Genomic DNA, 19,628 nt, shown 5'->3' with positions numbered 1-19,628 from the left:
TCGCCTGCGGGGCGAAGGAATTGCCACGTGTCCAGAGTCCTAGCCGTTACCCAAGGCCACATCGGGCGGGCTTGCCTGCTCGAGAAGGTGCGCCCTGCCGGCGCGCATGCCCATCCGGTCCACCATGTCATGATCGAGCTGGACGGCGCATGCCATGAATACCAGGTAGGGGATGCCTCGGCGATTCTGTCCCCCTGCCGCGCCGTGCTGGTCAACAGCCATGAACTGCACGCCAACCGGTCGGTCGGCCAGGGCAAGAGCACCATCCTGATGCTGTATTTCTCGCCGCTGTGGATCGAGGATCAATTCCCCGGCCTGCCCTCGTACGTTCGCTTCTTCCGGCAGAACAGCGTGCAACTGCAGGCCTACGCCGTCGAGCTGGCCCAGCGCCTGGCCCGGCACATGCTCGAGGCGGCCGAGATCAATACGCCGGAACTCGAGGCCTTGTTCGGAGAACTCGCCGAACATCTGTGCCACCAGTACGGCCCCACGCATCCGAATCGCGAACGCCCCGCCCGCATCAACGACCATCGCATCCGGCGGGCCATCGCCCTGATGCAGGAACATCTCGAAGAACCCCTGCCCACCAGCACGATCGCTTCGCGGGTGGGGCTGTCCCGCTCCCGCTTCTTCGAGCTGTTCACGGCTTGTACCGGCCTGTCGCCCAAGCACTACATCAACATGCTGCGGCTACAGGCAGCGGTGCAATTCCTGGCCGACGACCCGGGCCCCATAGCGGAACTGTCGCAGCGTTGCGGCTTCGGCGCGCAAAGCCACTTTTCCAAGTTCTTCGTCGACCAGCAGGGCTTCACCCCTCGCGACTATCGCCGCGCGGCGCTGCCCGTCGCGCAGCGCGCCTGCGCTCACGCCTCGATCGTCGCGCTCTGAGCTGACGCCTCGGCTTCCTCTTCCTTCGCCCGGGGCCGCTCGCCGATCTGCTGCCGCCACATCGCGTAATAAAGGCCCTTGCCCTCGAGCAACTGCGCGTGGGTGCCCCGCTCGACGATACGGCCCTTCTCGAGCACGAAAATGGTGTCGGCCTGCATCACGGTCGATAGACGGTGGGCGATCAGGATGGTGATTTGGGTGCGGCGCGCGCAGATCTGGCGTACGGTCTCGTTGATGTGCTCTTCCGTCAGCGAGTCCAGCGCCGACGTGGCCTCGTCGAAAATCAGCAGCCGCGGCTGGCGGATCAGCGCACGGGCAATCGACAGGCGCTGTTTCTCGCCGCCCGACAGTTTCATGCCCATTTCGCCGATGGCGGTATCGAGCCCGTCGGGCGACTTCGTCAGCAGGTACGCGCACGAGGCCTGCTCCATGGCCGCCACCATTTCTTCGTCGGTCGCATCGGGCTTGACCAGGCGCAGATTCTCGCGGATCGTGCCGGCGAACATGTGGGCCTCCTGGGTCACGAAGCCGATCTGCCGGCGCACGCGGTTGAACCGCAGCGATGTCGTGGGCTGCCCGTTGTAGCGCACGGTCCCGCTGGCCGGGGGATACAGGCCCACCAGCAGCTTCACCAGCGTGGACTTGCCCGAGCCCGACGGCCCCACGAAAGCGATGGTGTCGCCCAGCTCGGCCTCGAACGATACGTCTTCCAGCGCGTAGTCCTCGGCCCCTTTGTGGCGAAAGCTCACGCCATCGAAGCGCACGTCGCGCACCTGGCCGATGTCCACCGCGCCCGGCGGCCGCCGCTCCACCGGCTTGTCCATGAGATGGCGGAAGTTCAGCAGCGAGGCTTCCACCTCGCGGTGCGCGAGGATGATGTTGCCCAGTTCCTGCAGCGGCGCGAAGATCGCCACCGAAATGAACTGCATCGCGATCAGTTCGCCCGGGCTCAGCACGTTCCGGAAAATCAGCCATAGCAGCGCAAACAAGATCGACAGGCGCAACAGGCTCAGCGTCATGCCTTGCAGGAACGACAGCACGCGTATCCGCTTGACCTTCTCCATTTCAAGCGCAAAGATCGCTGCGGTCTGCGCCTGCAGGCGCCGGATCTCCGGATAGGTCAGGCCCAGGCTCTTGATCAGCTCCACGTTGCGCAGCGATTCGGTAATGAAGCCCGAATTGCGATTGGTCTCGCGCACGATCGAACGCTGCTGCGTCCTGATCTCCCGGCTCAGCAAGCCGGTCAGCCCTCCTAGCAGCAGTACGCCCACCAGGAACACCGGCACCAGCAGCCAGTTCTTCGTGACCGAATACCAGGTCAGGAAGCCTACGCCTACCACTGCCGCGAACACCGTATTGATGAAGGTATTGATGAAACGTTCGCTATCGGCGCGGAGCTTCTGCAGCAAGGACAACACCTCGCCGCTGCGCAGGTCCTCGAACTCCTGAAAGCGCAGGCGCAAGACCTGCCGCAGGCCGTCGTTGAAAAGCTGCGTGCCGAGTTTCTGCACCACCAGGCGCGTGACGTATTCCTGGAAGGCCCGGGCCAGCCGCGACAGGATGGCGATCAGGACGGCCAGGCCCAGCAGTGCAAGGACGCCGGAGACCAGTTCGTCTTCGGTCTTACCGGCGCGATTGATGGCGTACTCGTCGATGATCCGGCCGAAGATGATGGGATCGACCAGGGCCAGGATCTGCGCCGTACCGGCCAGGAAAAGCGCGAGCAGGGCCAGCGAGCGGTGAGGGGTGAGGTAGGTCCACAGGGTGCGCATGGAGGTCCTTGGTAAACGGCTATCCGGGCCGCGCCCCCATGGTAACCGGCGGCCAGGCCGCCATTTCCGCCTGGAGACTGGCACGCCCCTGCAAGGTCAGCCCGATCTGGCGCAGCCGTTCGACGATCTCTTCACGCTGGTGCGCCATTTCGTCCTGCGGGCCGCCCAGGCCGATCGCCAGGTCCATTTGGCCGGGCACCGGCGGCAGCGCCGTGGCAATGACGTTGCGCCCCGCCACGACCCGGCCCTGGCTTTCGGCCCAGCCGCGCGCCCGGCACAGCTCGATATCGGCCAGCAGTTCGGGAACGGCCACCTTGCACGCCGGATCCGTTTCCTGGGCATTGGCGCGCCGCGCGATCAGCGAAATCTCGGCATTCCGGAGTCCGGCCAGCAGCGCCTTGCCGACCGCGGCGCGGCACACCGGCCGGAGGATGCCGGTGGCGTACGGCGGCAGGCCGGTGGTCTCGGCGCATAGCGTCACGATGTAGCGCACATAGACGCCCTGACGCATGCCGAGCAGGACCGAATGTCCGAACTCGCGCCGCAAACCTTCCAGCAGGGAAATCACGCTGCCGTTGCCGAAAATCTCGTCGTGCACCCACGACCCGAGCAGCATCACGCGCAGGGTCGGATAATAAGTGCGGCTGGCAGCGTCGTAGCGCAGGTACCCCTGGGTCAGCAGACTCTTGAGCAGCAGCGAGGTGCTGGACTGCGGGTAGCCCAGGCACTGCGACAGCTCCTTTACCGTCGCCGGCGCGTGGGTCTGCGCGAAGAACTCGAAAATCTCCAGCACCCGCCGGGCTGACTTGATCGTCCCTTCCATGTCTCCACGCTTCTTGCGCCGCCGCGCCCCGGGCGGTGCAAGAAGGCTACTTGCCCGCCGGTGCCGGCGACTTGATCCACGGCCGCGCATTGCCCTCGTACACAGAAGGCCCCAGCCGGAAGTGCTGGGCCTCGGCAAAAGTGTAGACCACAGGCACGTCGCGGTCGTACAGGCGGTCTGCGGAAGGCAGCGGGCCATTGTTGGCGACCTGCGAATGCAAGGGCCGCCCGAGGATTTCCGACAAGCGCACCGAAGCCTCGACCAGGCGATCCAGGTCCACGCCGGAATCGATGCCCAGGACCTGCAGCAGCTGGACGAAATCCTCGGTCGGGATCATGCCCGTGGCCTGGCCATTGCCGCAATAGGGGCAGCCGCCGATGCCACCGAGCGCCGTATCGGCAATCAGCGTATCGGAGGCCTCCAGCAGCTTGAGCGCTTCGTACATCGACAGCATGGCCATGCCCCGCGCATTGTGCAGATGGAGATGGAAGATGTCGATGCCGGGAAAGCGCTGCTTGATGGCTTCCAGGTCGCTGGCGACTTCCGGCGGCGTATTCCACGCCATCGGGTCGGCCAGGTCCACGCGCTTGACTTCGATACCGGCCTCGCTCCAGGCGTCGTACTGCCGCTGCAGCGCGTCCAGACGTGCCGACTGCGAAAACTTGCCGCTCCAGTTCGACCCCCAGCCGGCGCTCAAGCCGATCGCCGCCTGGCGCACCCCCGCCTCGCGCGCCTTGTCGACCGGTGTGCGCCAGGTCCTTTCCTGTCCCTCGAAGGTCTGGTTGGTATTGCGCTGCAGGAACACCTCGCAAAGATGCAGATGCGTGGCCGGCAAGGGCTCCAGGCTCAGCGGCGGGGCGTGCCGGCGGCGATCCTCGCGGCCGCGCTCGTTCAGCGCAAGCGCGAAGAACTCCACGCCCGGGACCGGTTGCAAGCGCTCCACCAAGCGCAGCGTATCGCCCATCTGCGGGCTCCACTTGGGATTGACGAAGGCGCCCACCATCAGGCGCCGGATCCCCGCTTCAACGAGCATGTTCAGCAGCTCGAGCTTCTCGTCGACGGTAACCCCCTCGCGCTCGATCTGCAGCCCGTCGCGCAAGGTTTCATCGGTAATGAGTACCTTGGGATTCTGTGTTCGCATGAAAGCCCCCTAGCGGTTCTGCCATACCGGCTTGCGTTTCTCCAGCCGGGCCCGTATGCCTTCCTTGCGATCCTCGCTCAGGTAGGGGTTGGCGCCCGGGTCCTGCCGCAAAGCGGCCGCTACCGGCATATCGAGCCCGCGCATGGCCACGGCCTTGACGCGGCGCACCGAAATCGGCGCGTTCCCGGCGATCTTGCGCGCAAGTTCCAGCGACGCGGGCAACACCTGTTCGGGCGCGACTACGCGGTTGAGCAAGCCCAGCCGGTGCGCTTCGGCCGCGTCGATGTAATCGCCAGTGAACAGCATTTCGAGCGCGATGCCTGGGGCCACGCGCCGGGGCAGCAGCACCGAGCCGAAGTTCGCGCCCATGCCGATCTTGGTCTCGGGCAAGCCGAACTGGGCGCCCGGATGCGATATGCGCAGATCGCAGGCCAAGGCCAGCTCGAAGCCGCCGGCGACGGCGCTGCCGTTGAGCGCCGCGATGGTCGGTTTCTTGGCTTCGAGCACTACCTCGAACACATTGCGTTCGACCCGGTTCATCGGCGAACGAAAGCGGGCGCCCGCCTCGTCGTTGCCGCGCATTTCCTTCAGGTCGCCGCCGGCGCAGAAGGCCGAATCGCCCGTACCGGTCAGGACGATCACGCGTACGTCGTCATCCTCTTCGGCATCGAGCATGGCCTCGATGATGGCCACCATCAGCCCGCGCGACAAGGCGTTGCGGCGCTCCGGCCGGTTCAGCCTCAACAGCCTCACGTGGCCTTCGGTGGATACGACCAGTTCCGCTTCCGTGGCGGCATGGCCTTGATTCATGATAGTCCCTCCTGCTTGACGTCATAGACGATACGGTCGCGGATGGCCGCCTCGACCTCCTCCGCGCCGAAACCGCATTCTCTCAATACGGCCACCGTGTCCTCCCCCAGCCGCGGAGCGGGCCTGAAATCGGTCCGGTTGCCGCCCGAAAACGCGTTGGGCAGGCCGATCTGGCGGATATCGCCCTCGGTGGGGTGCTGCGCCCGTTCGATGAAGCCCGCATCCTGGAGATGCGGATCGTCGAGCAGGCTCTCCAGCGTGTTGTAGCGCATGGCCGGAACATCGATCCGCTCGAATATTTCCAGCCATTCCGCCGATGTCCGCCCTTTCAGGGCGCTGGCGCGGAGCGCGTAGTAGTCCAGGCTGTTGGCCGTGCGCGCCGCGACGCTGCAAAACCGCGGATCGGTCTTCAGTTCGGGCCGGCCGATGGCGTCGAAGAACGCGAACGCCTGGGGATCGGTATTGGGCGAAATGGCAATGTAGCCGTCCTTGGTAGGAACCGGCCGGTTGTCCGCGTTCAGGATGCGGGCGTCGCCCGGTGGCCCGATGGGCGGGTCGAAGGTCATGTTACCCATGTGTTCCCGCATGACAAAGGCCGCCATGGTCTCGAACATGGGCACTTCGATGGACTCGCCTTCTCCGGTCCGGGACCGCCGGTACAACGCGAAGCCGATGGCTTGCGCGGCCACCAGGCCGGTGATGTGGTCGGTCATCACGAACGGCACGAAACGCGGCTCGCCGCTGGACGCCTGGAACGCTCCGGCCACGCCCGAAGCGCTTTGGATCACGGTGTCATAGGCGGGCCGCCCGGCATAGCGGCCCTTGCGGCCGAAGGCCAGCACCAGGCAGTGAATCAATCGCGGATTGACCGCGCGCAGCGACTCCCAGTCCAGGCCGAGCTTATCCAGCGCGCTCGCCCGCATATTGGTGACGAACACATCCGCGGTTCCCAGCAGCCGCCGTAGGACGGCACGGCCGCCTTCGGTCTTGAGATCGACACAGACGGAGCGCTTGTTGCGGTTGAAGTTCATGAACTTGCCCGTCATGCCGCGATGGCGGGCGCCCCCGCCCAGCTGGCGCATCAGGTCGCCATCGGGAGCTTCGACCTTGATGACCTCGGCCCCATGATCGGCCAAGGCCAGCGTGCAGGCCGGCCCGACCACCACGGTCGACAAGTCGACGACGCGAACGCCTGCGAGCGGGCCCTGGGCGGCAGTTTTGATTGTTTCCATCATGCCTTATTCCTGCTTGATGCCGATTTGGCGAACCAGTTCGCCGGACTTCCGTATGTCCTCCCGCAGGAAGCGGTCGAACTCCGCCGGGCTACTTCCGACGACGTCCGAACCGTCGGAGCCGAGCCGGGTGCGCACGTCGGGCTGCTTGAGGACTTGCGCAATACCGCGGCTGATTTTCTCCACGATGGCCGGCGGGGTCCTGGACGAGGCCACCACGCCGAACCAGTTGAGAAACTCGTAGTCTTTGACGCCCAGCTCCTGCATGGTCGGCACATCGGGCAGCATGGGCGTGCGCCGGGTGCTGGTCACCGCAAGCGGCCGCAGCTTGCCGGCGTTCATCAATTCCTTGGCGGTGACCTGCGCCACGAAGGCGAAGTCCACATCGCCGGCCGCCACGGCCGAAGCCGCCGGCGCGGCGCCACGATACGGAACGTGCACGGCCTGCATGCCCGTCGACAGCCGGAGCATCTCGGCAGTCAAGTGCCCGCCGCTGCCGACGCCGGCCGATCCATAATTTAAGGAACGCTTGCGGGACAACTCGACCAAGTCCTCGATGCGCTTGATGGGCGAAGCGGCACTAACCACCAGCGTCAACGGCGACGTCACGACCATCGAGACGCCTGCTACATCTTTCCCCGCATCATAGGGCAGATCCTTGTAGAGGCTGGGCGCCAGCGAGTACGAGGTGTAGACGAACTGCAGGGTATAGCCGTCGGCCGGCGCATTGAGCATGGCGCTGGTGGCCACGATGCCGCTGGCGCCGGTACGGTTCTCGACCACCACGTTCTGGCCCAGCGCCTTGCCGAGGGGTTCGGCGATGATGCGGGCGTAGGTATCGGTCGAAGCGCCGGGCGGCGACCCGACCAGCAGGCGCAGCGGCCGCGACGGAAAGTCCGCAGCCGCGTCGGCGGCCATGGCGGGGGCGGAGAGTTGAAGCGAGATACCGGTCAGCAAAACGCCGAGCGCCCGTTTGAGCATGGTTGCCTCCTTCTAATCATTGCGGCGAATGCGCCGTTCGTTGTTCGTCGGCAAATGATAAGAACGGCCGCACGGCCGGAACAATCGCCAACGGCCGCCAGTGCTTCGAAATCACATATGTGATTTCACCATTTGCACCGCAGCAAAGCCGTCCACGCCGCAAGCGCGCGGTCTACAGTCCGTCCATTGCCGATGGCCCGGAGACAGGTTGCCGTTCATCGCACTACAAGGAGACACCATGCACCGCCCCTATGGACCGCTCGAACATCGGCGCGCCGCCGCCCTGCTTGCCCTATCGATACTGCCCGCGGCGGCTGCCGCGCAGCCTTCTTCCTATCCCTCCAAGCCGGTACAGATCATCGTGTCGTGGGCGGCGGGAGGCAGCATCGATACCATGGCCCGCGGCTTTGCCAGGGCCATGAGCCAGGAGCTGGCGCAGCCCGTGGTGGTGGAGAACCGCGACGGCGCCTCGGGCATGATAGGTACCGCCGCCACCGTCTCCGCGCCGCCCGATGGCTACGTGCTCAATTTCGGACCCATCACGCCCATTACCAATGCGCTGCACTTGGTGAGCAAGCCGGCCTACGGGATCGATTCGCTGGAGTACGTATGCCAGGTGTTCGAGAACCGCTTCGCGATCGCGGTCCCGCAGAACTCCCCCTACAAGACGCTGCAAGACTTGTTCGCCGCGATCCAGGCCTCGCCCGGCAAGCTGAGCTACGGCCACCTCGGCGTGGGCAGCATCACGCACCTGTCGCTCGAGACCGCCATACAGGGCCGCAACTTTTCGGTCACCGGCGTTCCGTACCGGGGAGAAACGCCCATGTTCCTGGACCTGCAGACGTCGCGGCTGGACTTCGGCATCGTGACCGTCGGCAATACTCTGGCCACGTCGCGGCCGGTGCGCATGCTCGCCATCATCAGCGAACGGCGCCACCCCGAGATGCCCGGCGTCCCTACCCTCAAGGAGCTCGGCCTGCCCTCGCTGCAACCCGCGCTGGTCGGGTTGATGGCGCCCAAGGGCACGCCCGCGCCCGTACTGGCCAAGCTGGAAGCGGCGTGCAAGAAGGCGGTGGAAACCGATGTCATGCAGTCGGCCGTCAAGACGCTGCGCGACGAGATCGTCTACAAGGACCGCAAGGCCTTCACGCAAAGCGTGATGCGCGACTACGAAGAGAAAGGGGCGCTGGTCAGGCGGCTCGCCATTTCGCCGCAGAACTGAACACCGCTCTACAGGAGGAAGACATGCCCGACGTATCCACCCTGCACGACCGCTATGTGCAAGGCCCCTTCGACCTCACCGATTGCGTCGACCTGCACGTGCATTCGGCGCCCTGCCTGTTTCCCCGGCTGGGCGACGACCTGGACATGGCCACCCGCGCCCGCGACGCCGGCATGCGCGCCATTGCGCTCAAGAGCCATCACGAGAACACCGTCTCGCGTGCCTATCACGCGCAACGGGCGGTTCCCGGCCTGCAAGTCATCGGCGGCGTGACGCTCAACCAATGCGTGGGCGGCGTCAATCCGGCCGCGGTAGAGGCCGCGCTCATGCTGGGCGGCCGCATCGTATGGGGCCCCACCGGCCACGCCTGCTACCACGGCACGATTACCGGGGAATTCGGTAAATGGGGCGTACCGGGCATGGTGCTGCCCGGCAGCGAACGGGGCGGCGTGACCGTACTCGACGCCGGCGGCAAGCTGACCCGGGAAATCCTGGACGTGCTGGACCTGATCAAGCAGTACGACGCGCTGTTCTGCACAGCCCATCTCAGCCCCGATGAAATCAGCCTCATCGTCGACCGCTGCGCGCAGATCGGCGCCCGGGTCATGGTGAACCACATCTATTACTTCCCCCGGGTCGACATTGCCTATGCCGAGGACATTACCCGGCGCGGCGCCTACATCGAACTGTGCTCGACCCTGCTCATTCCGTCGCGGCACCGCAAGGAACTGCGCTACGACTACGAGCTCATGGCCGAGACGGTCAAGCGCGTCGGCGCGGCGCGCTGCGTGATGTCGACCGATGGCGGCGGCATGATCTCCGGCTTGTTCCCACACGAGCAATTCCGCATGTTCGGGCAACGCCTGCAAGGTTACGACGTCGCCCTGGCCGACATCTACCGCATGATGCGGGACAACCCCACCGAACTGGCGGCGCTCAAGGACCGCACACCGCTCGGGCCCCCGGCGCGCGGAGCGGAGGCATGAGCGCCATCGCCCGGCCGCCCGAAGGGCCCGCGTCCCGCGCCGCGCGCATCCCCGTCACCGTACTGACCGGCTTCCTGGGCTCGGGCAAGACGACCCTGCTGAACCGCATCCTGACCGAGCGCCATGGCCAGCGGATTGCCGTGATAGAGAACGAGTTCGGCCCCGAAAGCATAGACACCGACCTGCTGGTGCGCGAAGCCAGCGAGGAAATCGTGGAGATGAGCAACGGTTGCCTCTGCTGCTCGGTGCGGGGCGACCTCACGCGCGCCCTCGAAGACCTCGCCCGGCGACGCCAGGACGGCAAGCTGCGCTTTGACCGGGTCGTCATCGAAACCACCGGCATGGCCGATCCCGGGCCGGTCGCGCAGACGATATTCCTGGAACCCGGCGTAGCGGCCGCCTATGAACTGGACGCCATACTGACGGTCGTCGACGGCTGCCACGGTGTCCGCACGCTCGCCGCGCACCCCGAGGCGCGGGCGCAAGTGGGCTATGCGGACCGGCTGCTAGTCTCCAAGGTGGACTTGGTCGACGAATGCGAACGGGACGAGCTGGCGCAGGCCCTTGCCGGCATCAACCCGCGCGTTCCCATCGCCTGGATGCAGCACGCGAAGACGGACCTGGCGGCCTTGCTCGACGTCGGCGGCTTCGATCCGGCCTCGGTACTGCGCGACCACGCGGCCGACGCCGATACGGCACCGGCAAGCGGCGCAGCCTGCCACGGCCATGCGCACCACGCCCATCACGTCCACGACGGCGATTGCGCCCACGGCGGGCCGCACACTACAGCTGCGCACCATACGCCGGACGTCGGTTCGTTCGTGTTCGCGGCCGACCGGCCCTTCGACGCCGGACGGTTGGAGCAATTGCTGTCGGCGCTGGCCGAGGGGCTGGGTACCGATTTGTACCGATGCAAGGGTGTGCTATGGGTGGCGGGCCATCCGCGGCAGATCGTCCTGCAGGCGGTCCAGCTGACGATAGCCGCCGACCTGGGCCAGCCCTGGGGCGACGGGCCACGGCGCAGCCGGCTGGTGTTCATCGGCCGCGACCTGCCGGCCGATGCGATCAAGGACAGCTTGTCGCGGTGCCTGGTGCGCTAGTGCTTCGCTACGCCAAGCAACCCGTCCAGTTGCGCTTCCTCCGCCAGCAAAGCCTGCGCCGTGCTCGCATGCACCACGCTGCCCCGTTCCAGCACGATGGCATCGTGCGTGATGCCCAGCGCCTTGCGTGCGTTCTGCTCCACCAGGATCACGGACATCCCTTCATCGCGGATGATCCGATGCAGCACGTTCATCAGCTCCTGCACGATGATGGGCGCCAGGCCCTCCAACGGTTCGTCCAGCAGCAATACGCGCGGATTCAACATCAGCGCGCGGCCGATGGCGAGCATCTGCTGTTCGCCACCCGACAGCTGGTTGCCGAGGTTCGCCCTGCGTTCCTGCAGGCGCGGGAACATGTCGTAGACGCGCTGCAGGTTCCAGGGGCCCGGCACGGCGACGGCAGTAAGGTTCTCTTCCACCGTCAGCGATTTGAAGATGTTCCGCTCCTGCGGCACCCAGCCTATGCCGGATAGCGCCCGCTGGTCCGGACGCAGCGCGGTCAGCTCCTTGCCCGCGAGCCAGATGCGGCCGGCGAAGCGGCGGGTGTGGCCGACGATGGTGTTGATCAGCGTGGTCTTGCCCGTGCCGTTGCGGCCCAGCAAGGCGAGCGCCCTGCCCTCGCCCAGCGTGAGGTCGATGCCGTGGAGGACCCGCGCCTCGCCATAGCCGGCGACGATGCCTTCGACTTTCAGCAAATCAGGCATGGGCGCCCCCGACGATTTCTTCGCCCAGATACACGGCCTTCACGCGCGGGTCGCGGGCGATTTCGGCGTTGGTGCCTTCGACGAAAAGGCCGCCGTTCACCAACACCGAAATCCGGTTGGCAAAGCTAAATACCAGGTCCATGTCGTGTTCGATCAGCAGGATGGTGACGTCGTCGGGCAGCGCGCCTACGGTATTGAGGATTTCGCGGCGCTCGCCGTCCGGCACGCCCGCCACCGGCTCGTCCAGCAAAAGTACGCGCGGCTTGGCCGCCAAGGCCAACGCGATCTCCAGCAGGCGCTGCTTGCCATAGGGCAGCACGGCGGTCTTGCGGTCCATGACGTCCAGCAGGTTGCATTGCTCGAGCAGGGCCGCGCATTCGTCCATGATTTCGCCGCGCCGGCCGAGAGGACGCAGGAAACGCCAGCCTTGCCCCTCACGCTCGGAGATGGCCACGGCGAGCGATTCGGCGGGGGTCATCTCGGCGAACAGCTGGTTGATCTGGAAGGTGCGCACCAAGCCCCGGCGCGCACGCGCGTGCACGGGCAGGCCGGTGATGTCGCGGCCTTCCAGCTCGATGCGGCCGGAGGTAGGCGCGAGCACGCCGGTCAACAGGTTGATCAACGTGGTCTTGCCGGCGCCGTTGGGACCGATCAAGGCCTGGCGCGCGCCGCGCTCGACCTTGAGAGAAACGTCGTTGGTGGCGACCAGGCCGCCGAAGCGCTTGGTCACATTGAAGGTCTGCAGTACGGTGGTCATTGTCCGCCTCCTTGGCTGCGGCGGAACCACGTCCAGGGACGCACCAGTTTTTCGTGGCCGACCACCACGATGACGACCAGCAGCAGGCCGATCCAGAATTGCCAGTACTGCGGCGTGATGCCGGACAGCCAGTCCTGCATGAACTTGAACACCACGGCGCCGATGATGCCGCCGTACAGGTAGCCGGCGCCGCCGATGACCAGCATCAGCATCACGTCGGCCGACCGGTGGAAATCCAGCACGTCCAGCGAAGCGAAACCCGTGGTCTGTGCCAGCAGCCCGCCCGCCACGCCGGCATAGGCCGCGCCCAGCGTGTAGACCGCGGCCCGGCGGCGGTTGACGGCCACGCCCATGGCAGCCGCGCGCAGCGGATTCTGGCGCACCACTTGCAGCGACATGCCGAAGGGCGAGTGCACGATGGCGCGGGCGATGAAGAAGAGTATCGTCAGCACGACGATCGAATACAGGTACGCCGTGCGGCCGAACAGGTCGAACTCGAACGTGCCGAACAGCGGGACCATGGTGACGCCGGTGAGCCCGTCCGCGCCACCGGTGAGCCAATCGAACTTGTTGGCGAGCTCGTAGAGGATGAGAGCAACGCCCAGCGTGACCATCAGGCGGGTCAGGTCCGAACCGCGCATGACCAGCACGCTGGTCACCAGGCCCAGCAGCGCGCTGACCGCCGCCGAGGCCAGCAGTCCCAGTACCGGGTCCAGGCCGAAGTGCTTGGCCAGCAGTGCCGCGCAATAGGCGCCCAGGCCGAAGAAGGCGGCGTGCCCCAACGAAACGATCCCGGCATAGCCCAGGATGAGATCCAGCGACACCGCGAACAAGGCCAGGATGGCCAATTCATTGAGCAGCAGGAAGCCGCGCGGCAACACGAACGCCGCGCCGATGGCGACCACCCAGAACACGATCTCGAACGGCTTGATGCGCGACCAGCGCGCGCCCAGCGTACGCAGCCCGGTGGGGGACTGCCCTGCCGCGGCCTGCATGGTGGCTTGGGTTGCGATGGCCATTTTCACTTACCCCCTGCCCGGGCGAACAGCCCTTGCGGGCGCAACATCAAGGTGACGATCATGACGCAATAAATAATGAATGCCCCCAGCGTGGGTATGTAGTACTTGCCCGCGACGTCGGCAATGCCCAGCAGGAGCGAGGCCAGCAGCGGCCCGGTAATGGACGTCGTGCCGCCTACGGCCACCACGACGAGGAAATAGATCATGAACTTGAGCGGAAACGTCGGATCGAGCCCGAGCAGGTCGGCGCCCAGCGCACCGCCCAGGCCCGCCAGGCCCGAACCGAAGGCAAAGGTCGACAGGAACACCAGGTTGATGTTGATGCCTAGCCCGCTTGCCGCCCGCGGGTCGTCCACTGCCGCGCGCAGGCGGCTGCCGAAACGGGTCTTGCTCAGGATGAGCTGTAGCGCAATGACCAGCACTACGCAGATGGCGATGACGAACAGCCGGTAGTGGCCTATGCCTACGCCGCCGATTTCCGAACGGCCGCTGAGCCACTCCGGCAATTGCAGGAACTGCTGCTGCGAACCCATGAAGTAATCGACCGCCGCCGTAGCCATGAAGGTCAGCCCGATCGAGAACAGCACCTGGTTCAGATGCGACTGTCCATACACCCGGCGGTACAGGGTCCGCTCCAGGATCGCGCCCAGCAGGGCCGATACCAGGAAGGCCAGGGGCAGGCACAGAAGAAACGGCACATTCAAGCGGGACATGGCCAGCACGGTGACGTAGCCGCCCGCCATGGCAAAGGCGCCATGGGCCAGGTTGATGAAGTTCATCAGGCCCAAGGTCACGGCCAGCCCGCAGGCCAGCACGAACAGCAGCATGCCGTAGGCAATGCCATCGAACAATATGGTCAACATGAAGCTCTACCGGAACAAGCCCGTCCCTGGCGGTGCATAGCCGCCAGGGACGGGCTTCCCTTGCGGGTTACTTGATTTTGGCCGGGTCCTTGACGGCCTCGATCTTGTCGAAAGGCACGTTGTAAAGACCGCCGTTCACGCGCTCGACCTTGCTGATGTAGATGTTCTGCACCATCTCGCGCGTTTGCGGATCCAGCATGACCGGGCCGCGCGGGCTTTCCCATTTCTGGCCCTTCATGGCGGCCAGCAGCTTGTCGCCGTTGGTGTCGCCTTTGGTCGCTTCCAGCGCCTTGTAGATCAGGTGCATGCCGTCGTAGCCGCCCACGCTGTGGAAGTTGGGCCGCATGCCGTTGTTGGCTTTCTGGAAGCCGGCCACGTAGGCCTTGTTGGCGGGATTGTCGAGCGCCGCGCTGTAGTGCATGGAGGTCACCACGCCCAGCGCCACGTTGCCCATGTCGTTGAGCAGATCGTCGTCGGTCACGTCGCCCGTGCCGATCAGCTTGATGCCCGACTTGTCCAGACCGCGCTCGGCGAACTGTTTCATGAATACCGAGCCCACGCCCGAGGGCACGAACACGAAAACCGCGTCGGGCTTGGCATCGCGCACGCGCTGCAGGAAGGGCGCGAAATCCGGGTTGCGCACCGGCACGCGGAGTTCCTGCACGACTTCGCCGCCGCTGTCCGTAAAGACCTTCTTGAACGAGTTCTGCGCATCGATGCCGGGGCCGTAGTCGGATACCAGCGTCACGACGCGCTTGATGCCGTTCGCGGGGGCCCACTTGCCTATGCCCAGCGTGGCTTGCGGCAGCGTGAAACCGGCGCGCACGATGTACGGCGACTGCTCGGTAATCATGGCAGTAGCCGCCGCCATGACCACCATCGGGACTTTTGCCTGGGTGGCGATGGGCGCGGTGGACAAGGCCAGCGGTGTCAAGCCGAAGCCGGCCAGCACGGCCACGCGGTCATTGACCACGAGTTCTTGCGCCAGGCGCTTGGTGGTGTCGGCGACGTTGGTGTCGTCCTTGACGATCAGCTCGATCTTCTTGCCCGCGACGGTGGAGCCGTGCTCGGCCATGTAGAGGCGCGCGGCCGCTTCGATCTGGCGGCCGGTGGATGCGAACGGACCCGTCATGGGCAGGATGAGGCCGACCTTGACGACGTCCTGTGCATAGGCAGGCAGCGCACTGGTGCCGGCAAGCATCAGCGCGGCTGCGATTTTGAGCAGACTGCGTTTGTTGTTCATGGTGTCTCCTAGCTAACTCACTCGACGTGAATCGTTTAAGAATCGAAAACCGCCTGCGACGCCGCATAGCGTATCAGTTTGTAAGCGGCGGAAGGTACAACTCCAGGGTAATCCGGGTCCCGGAACGTCAGCGCGGAATGCGCCGCCGTATCAGGCGGGCGCCCGGTATCTGTTCGAACATGTGCTGGTTGCGCAGCACCGACTGCATGTTGCGGAAGGCGATGCGCGCGTGTTCGCGCATGATCGCCTCGGCACGTGCCCCTTCGCGGTTCTCGATGGCGGCCAGCACCATCCAGTGCTGGTCCTGGGCGACGATCAGGCTGAGCCACGCCTCGTCGTCATCGGCCTGGGCCTGAAGGAAGCCGTTAGGCGAGGCAAAAGGAAGATTGCTGGCACGTTCGATCTGGCGCTCGAGCACGGAGCTGCCGGGCAGATAGCGCAGCATTTGATGGAACTGGCGATTCAACTCGACATAGCGCGACAGGTCGGCCACGCCCTTCTCCGCCCCCTTGAGGGTCTTGTCGATGTCGGTCAGGCAGTCCCGCATCGCGTCCAGGTCCGCCGGCGCCACCCCGCGCTCGGCCGCCATGCGCGCCGCCAAGCCTTCCATCGTGCCGCGGACTTCGATGGAGTCGCGGATCTCGGTTTCGGTGAAGGCCTTGACTGCATAGCCACCCGACGGGATCAGCTCCAGCAGTCCTTCGTCTTCCAGGCGGGCCATGGCCGCACGTATGGGCGTGCGCGAAATGCCCAGCCGCTCGGCCACGCTGGGTTCGGACAGGCGCGCGCCCGGGGCCAATTCGCCGGAAAGAATGAGTTCGCGCAAGCCCAGTTCGGCGGCGGTGGTCTGCGCGCCACCCGATTTGGTCTTGCCCTCCGCGCGCACGAGGGCGGGTGCCCGCGCGATCATGGACGATGCCCTGCGGAAAAAGAAACGGGGCCGGCGCGGCGCGGGCCATGCGGGGTGCCGGCGACGCGGCGGAAGCGGCGGGGGGTACTCATTGTCTCCATCGACTGCGTGGCAGCTTGTTGGATACAGACTGTATACAAAGGCCCTGCCCTATAACAAGACCTTTTGGGCCGGCCTAGGGAAAACATGGAGCCATGTGTACAGCCCGGGCACGGGCCGCTCGCGGCGTCACCCCGCGATAGTGACGCGCATCTGGTAGCGGTCCGGCGGCCCCAGGACGTTCTGGTATTCCACCGGGCGTTCGTGCTTGTCGAAAGCCACGCGGTGCACGTCCACCAGCGCCGCGCCGATGGGCACTTGCAGGCTGCGGGCAATGAGCGGATCGGCCAGCGAGGCCGCGGCCGTCGCTTCGATGCGGGAATACGGAAAACCGGCGCGCGCCATCAATTCGCTCAACGCGTAGCGGGAAATGTCGGCCGGCTCGAATCGCGTGCCCACGTCCAGGGGCAGCCAGGCGGTGCTATGCAGGATGGGCAGGTTTCCGCGCACCCGCAGGCGCACCAGCTTCATCACCCGCTCGCCCGCCGCCAGGGACAGCGCCGACCGCACGTAGGGCGGCGGCTCGGCCTCCTCGAAGGATTCCAGGCGCGGTTGGCTCAGCGCCCGGCTTTCGGCCACCTGCTTCATATAGCCGGCCAACGGCGTTTGCAGCGATACCACCGACGCCGACTGCGCAACGAAGGTGCCGTCGCCTTGGCGCCGGTCGATCAGCCCCTGTTCCTCCAGTCCTTGCATGGCGCGGCGCACGGTAATGCGCGAGACAGAGAACAGGCGGCACAGCGCGTCCTCGGTAGGCAGGCGTTGGCCCGGCTGGTAGCGGCCGGTGGCAATGCCGTCCTTGATCACGGCGGAGATCTGGTGGTGCAGCGGGGTTCCGAGTGTGCGGCTGAGTTTCTGCATGGGGCGACGGGATACCGCGGAAGACGCCATTGTGGCATGGCACCAGCCGGGCCGGCGCCGTTGCGCCGCCGGACTGCCGCGGTTAATTGTTATGTTGTAATAATGAATATACAATCTGCCGCCGGCAGGGTCGGCCGACCCGGCGTAGCAAGGAGCATCCATGGGGCGCACGCTCTTCGACAAGATCTGGGACGAACACGTCGTGGCCGATTTGGGCGACGGCTTCGCGCTGCTGCACGTCGATCGTCATTTCATTACCGACGCCGGCAGCAAGGCACTGATGGAGATGCGGCGGCGCGGGCTGGCCATGCGCAACCCGGAACTGGCCTTCGCCTCGCCGGACCACTCGGTATCCACCACGCCCGGACGGGGCGACCTCAACGCCAACAGCATCCGGCTGGTGGGCAACCTGCGCCAGGAAGCGGCGGCCCGCGGCATACGCCTGTTCGATATGGGCAGCGGGTCGCAAGGCATCCTGCACGTGATCGGCCCCGAGCTGGGACTGACCCTGCCGGGCGCTCTCGTGGTGTGCGCCGACAGCCATAGCTGTACCCACGGCGGGCTGGGCGCGCTCGGCTTCGGCATAGGCGCAAGCGAGTTCGTGCATATCGGGGCGACGCAAACGCTGGTCCAGCAACGGCCGCGCACCCTGCGCATCCGCTTCGACGGCCAGGCGGCGCCTGGTGTCACGGCCAAGGACCTGATCCTGCACACCGTCGGCGTCATCGGCGCCTCGGGCGGCACGGGCTACGCGGTGGAGTACGCCGGAGAAGCTATCCGGGCGCTGGACGTCGAGGCCCGGTTGACACTGTGCAACCTGTCGATCGAACTGGGGGCCAAGTTCGGGCTGGTCGCGCCCGACGAAAAAACCCTGGCCTACGTGCGCGGACGCCCTTATGCGCCCGCGGGGCGCGACTGGGATGCCGCGGTGGACCACTGGCGCACGCTGTACAGCGATACCGACGCGGCCTTCGACCGCGAAGTGGTGATCGACGCCGGCCTCGTCGTGCCCCAGATTACCTGGGGAACCAGCCCGGAACAGGTGATCGGCGTCGATGCCGCCATCCCGGACCCGGCGCAGCTGGACGGCGACCGGCAGCAAGCCGCCCGGGCCGCGCTGGACTACATGGGGCTCGAGCCGGGCCAGCCCATCGCCGGGACCCCTATCGATTGGGTATTCATCGGCTCGTGCACGAACTCGCGGCTGTCCGACCTGCGCGCCGCCGCGGCCGTCGCGCGTGGCCGCAAAGTGGCGCGGCACGTGCAGGCCTGGGTCGTACCTGGATCGGAAGGCGTCAAGCGCGCGGCCGAGGCGGAAGGACTGGACCACATTTTCCGGGACGCCGGCTTCCAGTGGCGCGAACCCGGCTGCTCCATGTGCGTGGCGGCCAACGGCGAGACCGTCGGCCCCCGGCTGCGCGCGGTGTCCACCTCCAACCGCAATTTCGCAGGGCGCCAGGGCCCGCTGGCCCGCACCCACTTGGCCAGTCCCGCAATGGCGGCAGCGGCCGCGATCACCGGGACCATCTGCGACGTGCGCTCGCTCCAGGAACCAGCATGACGCCTTTCACCCGCCTGCAATCGAATGCCGCGCCCCTGATGCGCGACAACATCGACACCGATCTCATCATTCGCGTGGAACCGCTGTTCAGCGGCGTGCCGCGCCAAGAACTGGGCCGCTACTGCTTCGAGTCGTTGCGCTACCGTGCCGACGGCTCCGAAGACCCGGACTTCGTGCTGAACCAGGCTCCATACCGCGACGCGCGGATCCTGCTGGCCGGCGCCAATTTCGGCTGCGGCAGCTCGCGCGAAGGCGCGGTATGGGCGCTGATGGCCATGGGCGTGCGCTGCGTGATCGCTCCCGGTTTCGGCGACATTTTCTACGGCAACTGTTTCCAGAACGGCTTGCTGCCGGTGCGGTTGCCGCGCGCCGAAGTCGAACGGCTGGCTGCGCAGGTGCGAAACGACCCGGCGCAACCGCTCACGGTGGACCTTGAACAATGCATGGTCGCGGGGCCGGACGGCCGGCCCCTGGCTTTCGAGATCGCCGCGCTGCGGCGCGAAGCACTGCTGGAAGGACTGGACGCTATCGCGCAAACCCTCCGGCGCAGCGAGCTGATCGACGCTTTCCAGGCGCGCGATGCCACACGGCGGCCGTGGATCTATCGCGTCGGCCACCCCACCCACTCATAACACCAGACAACCCTGCCAAAGGAG

The 19,628-nt window shown here is 66.1% G+C and carries 19 protein-coding genes; 6 read left to right on the top strand and 13 right to left on the bottom strand.

Annotation, left to right across the window (positions count from 1 at the left end; genetic code table 11):
• Window positions 1-27: 27 nt before the first annotated feature.
• Window positions 28-888 carry an AraC family transcriptional regulator gene (locus QHC78_RS12050; protein ID WP_319744749.1) on the top strand — a complete coding sequence of 287 codons (861 nt, stop codon included), beginning with the start codon at window positions 28-30 and terminating at the stop codon, window positions 886-888.
• On the opposite strand, the gene QHC78_RS12045 is transcribed toward QHC78_RS12050, so the two are convergent.
• From QHC78_RS12045 to QHC78_RS12020, 6 genes are read right to left on the bottom strand one after another with little or no spacing between them, the layout of a single operon-like run.
• Window positions 864-2,660: an ABC transporter ATP-binding protein gene (locus QHC78_RS12045; protein ID WP_319744747.1), complete on the bottom strand. Its 1,797-nt coding sequence runs from the start codon at window positions 2,658-2,660 to the stop codon at window positions 864-866. The genes QHC78_RS12050 and QHC78_RS12045 overlap by 25 nt on opposite strands.
• Window positions 2,661-2,679: 19 nt before the next feature.
• Window positions 2,680-3,483 carry an IclR family transcriptional regulator gene (locus tag QHC78_RS12040; protein WP_319744745.1) on the bottom strand — a complete coding sequence of 268 codons (804 nt, stop codon included), beginning with the start codon at window positions 3,481-3,483 and terminating at the stop codon, window positions 2,680-2,682.
• Between the two features lie 46 nt (window positions 3,484-3,529).
• Window positions 3,530-4,624 (bottom strand): hydroxymethylglutaryl-CoA lyase-like TIM-barrel protein, encoded by a 1,095-nt coding sequence (locus QHC78_RS12035; protein ID WP_319744743.1) that lies wholly within the window; start codon window positions 4,622-4,624, stop codon window positions 3,530-3,532.
• Between the two features lie 9 nt (window positions 4,625-4,633).
• On the bottom strand, window positions 4,634-5,434 hold the full coding sequence (locus QHC78_RS12030; RefSeq protein WP_319744741.1) for an enoyl-CoA hydratase/isomerase family protein: 801 nt from the start codon (window positions 5,432-5,434) through the stop codon (window positions 4,634-4,636).
• On the bottom strand, window positions 5,431-6,669 hold the full coding sequence (locus QHC78_RS12025) for a CaiB/BaiF CoA transferase family protein (protein ID WP_319744739.1): 1,239 nt from the start codon (window positions 6,667-6,669) through the stop codon (window positions 5,431-5,433). Before QHC78_RS12025 ends, QHC78_RS12030 begins: the two co-directional genes overlap by 4 nt.
• Window positions 6,670-6,672: 3 nt before the next feature.
• Window positions 6,673-7,647: a tripartite tricarboxylate transporter substrate binding protein gene (locus tag QHC78_RS12020; protein ID WP_319744737.1), complete on the bottom strand. Its 975-nt coding sequence runs from the start codon at window positions 7,645-7,647 to the stop codon at window positions 6,673-6,675.
• 238 nt (window positions 7,648-7,885) lie between these two features.
• On the opposite strand from QHC78_RS12020, the gene QHC78_RS12015 reads away from it, so the two are divergent.
• The 3 genes from QHC78_RS12015 to QHC78_RS12005 are packed head-to-tail and all read left to right on the top strand — an operon-like array spanning window position 7,886 to window position 10,955.
• Window positions 7,886-8,869: a tripartite tricarboxylate transporter substrate binding protein gene (locus tag QHC78_RS12015; RefSeq protein WP_319744736.1), complete on the top strand. Its 984-nt coding sequence runs from the start codon at window positions 7,886-7,888 to the stop codon at window positions 8,867-8,869.
• Between the two features lie 23 nt (window positions 8,870-8,892).
• On the top strand, window positions 8,893-9,855 hold the full coding sequence (locus QHC78_RS12010) for a DUF6282 family protein (protein ID WP_319744734.1): 963 nt from the start codon (window positions 8,893-8,895) through the stop codon (window positions 9,853-9,855).
• A complete protein-coding gene (locus QHC78_RS12005; protein ID WP_319744732.1) occupies window positions 9,852-10,955 on the top strand; it encodes a CobW family GTP-binding protein in 1,104 nt (367 codons plus the stop codon). The genes QHC78_RS12010 and QHC78_RS12005 overlap by 4 nt, the downstream gene beginning before the upstream one ends.
• On the opposite strand, the gene QHC78_RS12000 is transcribed toward QHC78_RS12005, so the two are convergent.
• The 7 genes from QHC78_RS12000 to QHC78_RS11970 form a co-directional block, all read right to left on the bottom strand.
• The gene (locus tag QHC78_RS12000) at window positions 10,952-11,659 is read right to left on the bottom strand and encodes an ABC transporter ATP-binding protein (protein WP_319744730.1); all 708 of its coding nucleotides are present in this window, start codon (window positions 11,657-11,659) and stop codon (window positions 10,952-10,954) included. The genes QHC78_RS12005 and QHC78_RS12000 overlap by 4 nt on opposite strands.
• A complete protein-coding gene (locus QHC78_RS11995; protein ID WP_319744727.1) occupies window positions 11,652-12,416 on the bottom strand; it encodes an ABC transporter ATP-binding protein in 765 nt (254 codons plus the stop codon). The genes QHC78_RS12000 and QHC78_RS11995 overlap by 8 nt, the downstream gene beginning before the upstream one ends.
• Complete coding sequence (locus tag QHC78_RS11990; protein WP_319744913.1) at window positions 12,413-13,411, bottom strand: branched-chain amino acid ABC transporter permease; 999 nt, start codon at window positions 13,409-13,411, stop codon at window positions 12,413-12,415. Before QHC78_RS11990 ends, QHC78_RS11995 begins: the two co-directional genes overlap by 4 nt.
• Before the next feature lie 26 nt (window positions 13,412-13,437).
• On the bottom strand, window positions 13,438-14,298 hold the full coding sequence (locus QHC78_RS11985; RefSeq protein WP_319744725.1) for a branched-chain amino acid ABC transporter permease: 861 nt from the start codon (window positions 14,296-14,298) through the stop codon (window positions 13,438-13,440).
• 67 nt (window positions 14,299-14,365) lie between these two features.
• Window positions 14,366-15,541: an ABC transporter substrate-binding protein gene (locus QHC78_RS11980; RefSeq protein WP_319744723.1), complete on the bottom strand. Its 1,176-nt coding sequence runs from the start codon at window positions 15,539-15,541 to the stop codon at window positions 14,366-14,368.
• A 127-nt stretch (window positions 15,542-15,668) separates the two neighbouring features.
• A complete protein-coding gene (locus QHC78_RS11975; RefSeq protein WP_319744721.1) occupies window positions 15,669-16,451 on the bottom strand; it encodes a GntR family transcriptional regulator in 783 nt (260 codons plus the stop codon).
• A gap of 228 nt (window positions 16,452-16,679) precedes the next feature.
• Window positions 16,680-17,411, bottom strand: coding sequence for a GntR family transcriptional regulator (locus QHC78_RS11970; RefSeq protein ID WP_319744720.1), 732 nt, complete (start codon window positions 17,409-17,411; stop codon window positions 16,680-16,682).
• A 160-nt stretch (window positions 17,412-17,571) separates the two neighbouring features.
• Here QHC78_RS11970 and leuC point away from each other — a divergent pair, with 160 nt between their 5' ends.
• Window positions 17,572-18,972 (top strand): 3-isopropylmalate dehydratase large subunit, encoded by a 1,401-nt coding sequence (gene leuC, locus QHC78_RS11965; protein WP_319744718.1) that lies wholly within the window; start codon window positions 17,572-17,574, stop codon window positions 18,970-18,972.
• On the top strand, window positions 18,969-19,604 hold the full coding sequence (gene leuD, locus QHC78_RS11960; RefSeq protein ID WP_319744717.1) for a 3-isopropylmalate dehydratase small subunit: 636 nt from the start codon (window positions 18,969-18,971) through the stop codon (window positions 19,602-19,604). Before leuC ends, leuD begins: the two co-directional genes overlap by 4 nt.
• Window positions 19,605-19,628 lie beyond the last annotated feature (24 nt).

Source organism: Pigmentiphaga sp. (assembly GCF_033795525.1).
Lineage (GTDB): Bacteria > Pseudomonadota > Gammaproteobacteria > Burkholderiales > Burkholderiaceae_B > Pigmentiphaga.
The sequence above is the reverse complement of the archived record's forward strand: the minus strand, read 5'-3'. Positions and strand labels throughout refer to the sequence as shown.

Coding starts and splice junctions, on each gene's coding strand:
- leuD (WP_319744717.1), top strand. CDS start 18,969: ATGACGCCTTTCACCCGCCTGCAATCGAATGCCGCGCCCCTGATGCGC.
- QHC78_RS12040 (WP_319744745.1), bottom strand. CDS start 3,483: ATGGAAGGGACGATCAAGTCAGCCCGGCGGGTGCTGGAGATTTTCGAG.
- QHC78_RS12030 (WP_319744741.1), bottom strand. CDS start 5,434: ATGAATCAAGGCCATGCCGCCACGGAAGCGGAACTGGTCGTATCCACC.
- QHC78_RS11975 (WP_319744721.1), bottom strand. CDS start 16,451: ATGATCGCGCGGGCACCCGCCCTCGTGCGCGCGGAGGGCAAGACCAAA.
- QHC78_RS11990 (WP_319744913.1), bottom strand. CDS start 13,411: ATGCAGGCCGCGGCAGGGCAGTCCCCCACCGGGCTGCGTACGCTGGGC.
- QHC78_RS11985 (WP_319744725.1), bottom strand. CDS start 14,298: ATGTTGACCATATTGTTCGATGGCATTGCCTACGGCATGCTGCTGTTC.
- QHC78_RS12010 (WP_319744734.1), top strand. CDS start 8,893: ATGCCCGACGTATCCACCCTGCACGACCGCTATGTGCAAGGCCCCTTC.
- QHC78_RS11980 (WP_319744723.1), bottom strand. CDS start 15,541: ATGAACAACAAACGCAGTCTGCTCAAAATCGCAGCCGCGCTGATGCTT.
- QHC78_RS12005 (WP_319744732.1), top strand. CDS start 9,852: ATGAGCGCCATCGCCCGGCCGCCCGAAGGGCCCGCGTCCCGCGCCGCG.
- QHC78_RS11970 (WP_319744720.1), bottom strand. CDS start 17,411: ATGCAGAAACTCAGCCGCACACTCGGAACCCCGCTGCACCACCAGATC.
- QHC78_RS12045 (WP_319744747.1), bottom strand. CDS start 2,660: ATGCGCACCCTGTGGACCTACCTCACCCCTCACCGCTCGCTGGCCCTG.
- QHC78_RS11995 (WP_319744727.1), bottom strand. CDS start 12,416: ATGACCACCGTACTGCAGACCTTCAATGTGACCAAGCGCTTCGGCGGC.
- leuC (WP_319744718.1), top strand. CDS start 17,572: ATGGGGCGCACGCTCTTCGACAAGATCTGGGACGAACACGTCGTGGCC.
- QHC78_RS12015 (WP_319744736.1), top strand. CDS start 7,886: ATGCACCGCCCCTATGGACCGCTCGAACATCGGCGCGCCGCCGCCCTG.
- QHC78_RS12000 (WP_319744730.1), bottom strand. CDS start 11,659: ATGCCTGATTTGCTGAAAGTCGAAGGCATCGTCGCCGGCTATGGCGAG.
- QHC78_RS12020 (WP_319744737.1), bottom strand. CDS start 7,647: ATGCTCAAACGGGCGCTCGGCGTTTTGCTGACCGGTATCTCGCTTCAA.
- QHC78_RS12035 (WP_319744743.1), bottom strand. CDS start 4,624: ATGCGAACACAGAATCCCAAGGTACTCATTACCGATGAAACCTTGCGC.
- QHC78_RS12025 (WP_319744739.1), bottom strand. CDS start 6,669: ATGATGGAAACAATCAAAACTGCCGCCCAGGGCCCGCTCGCAGGCGTT.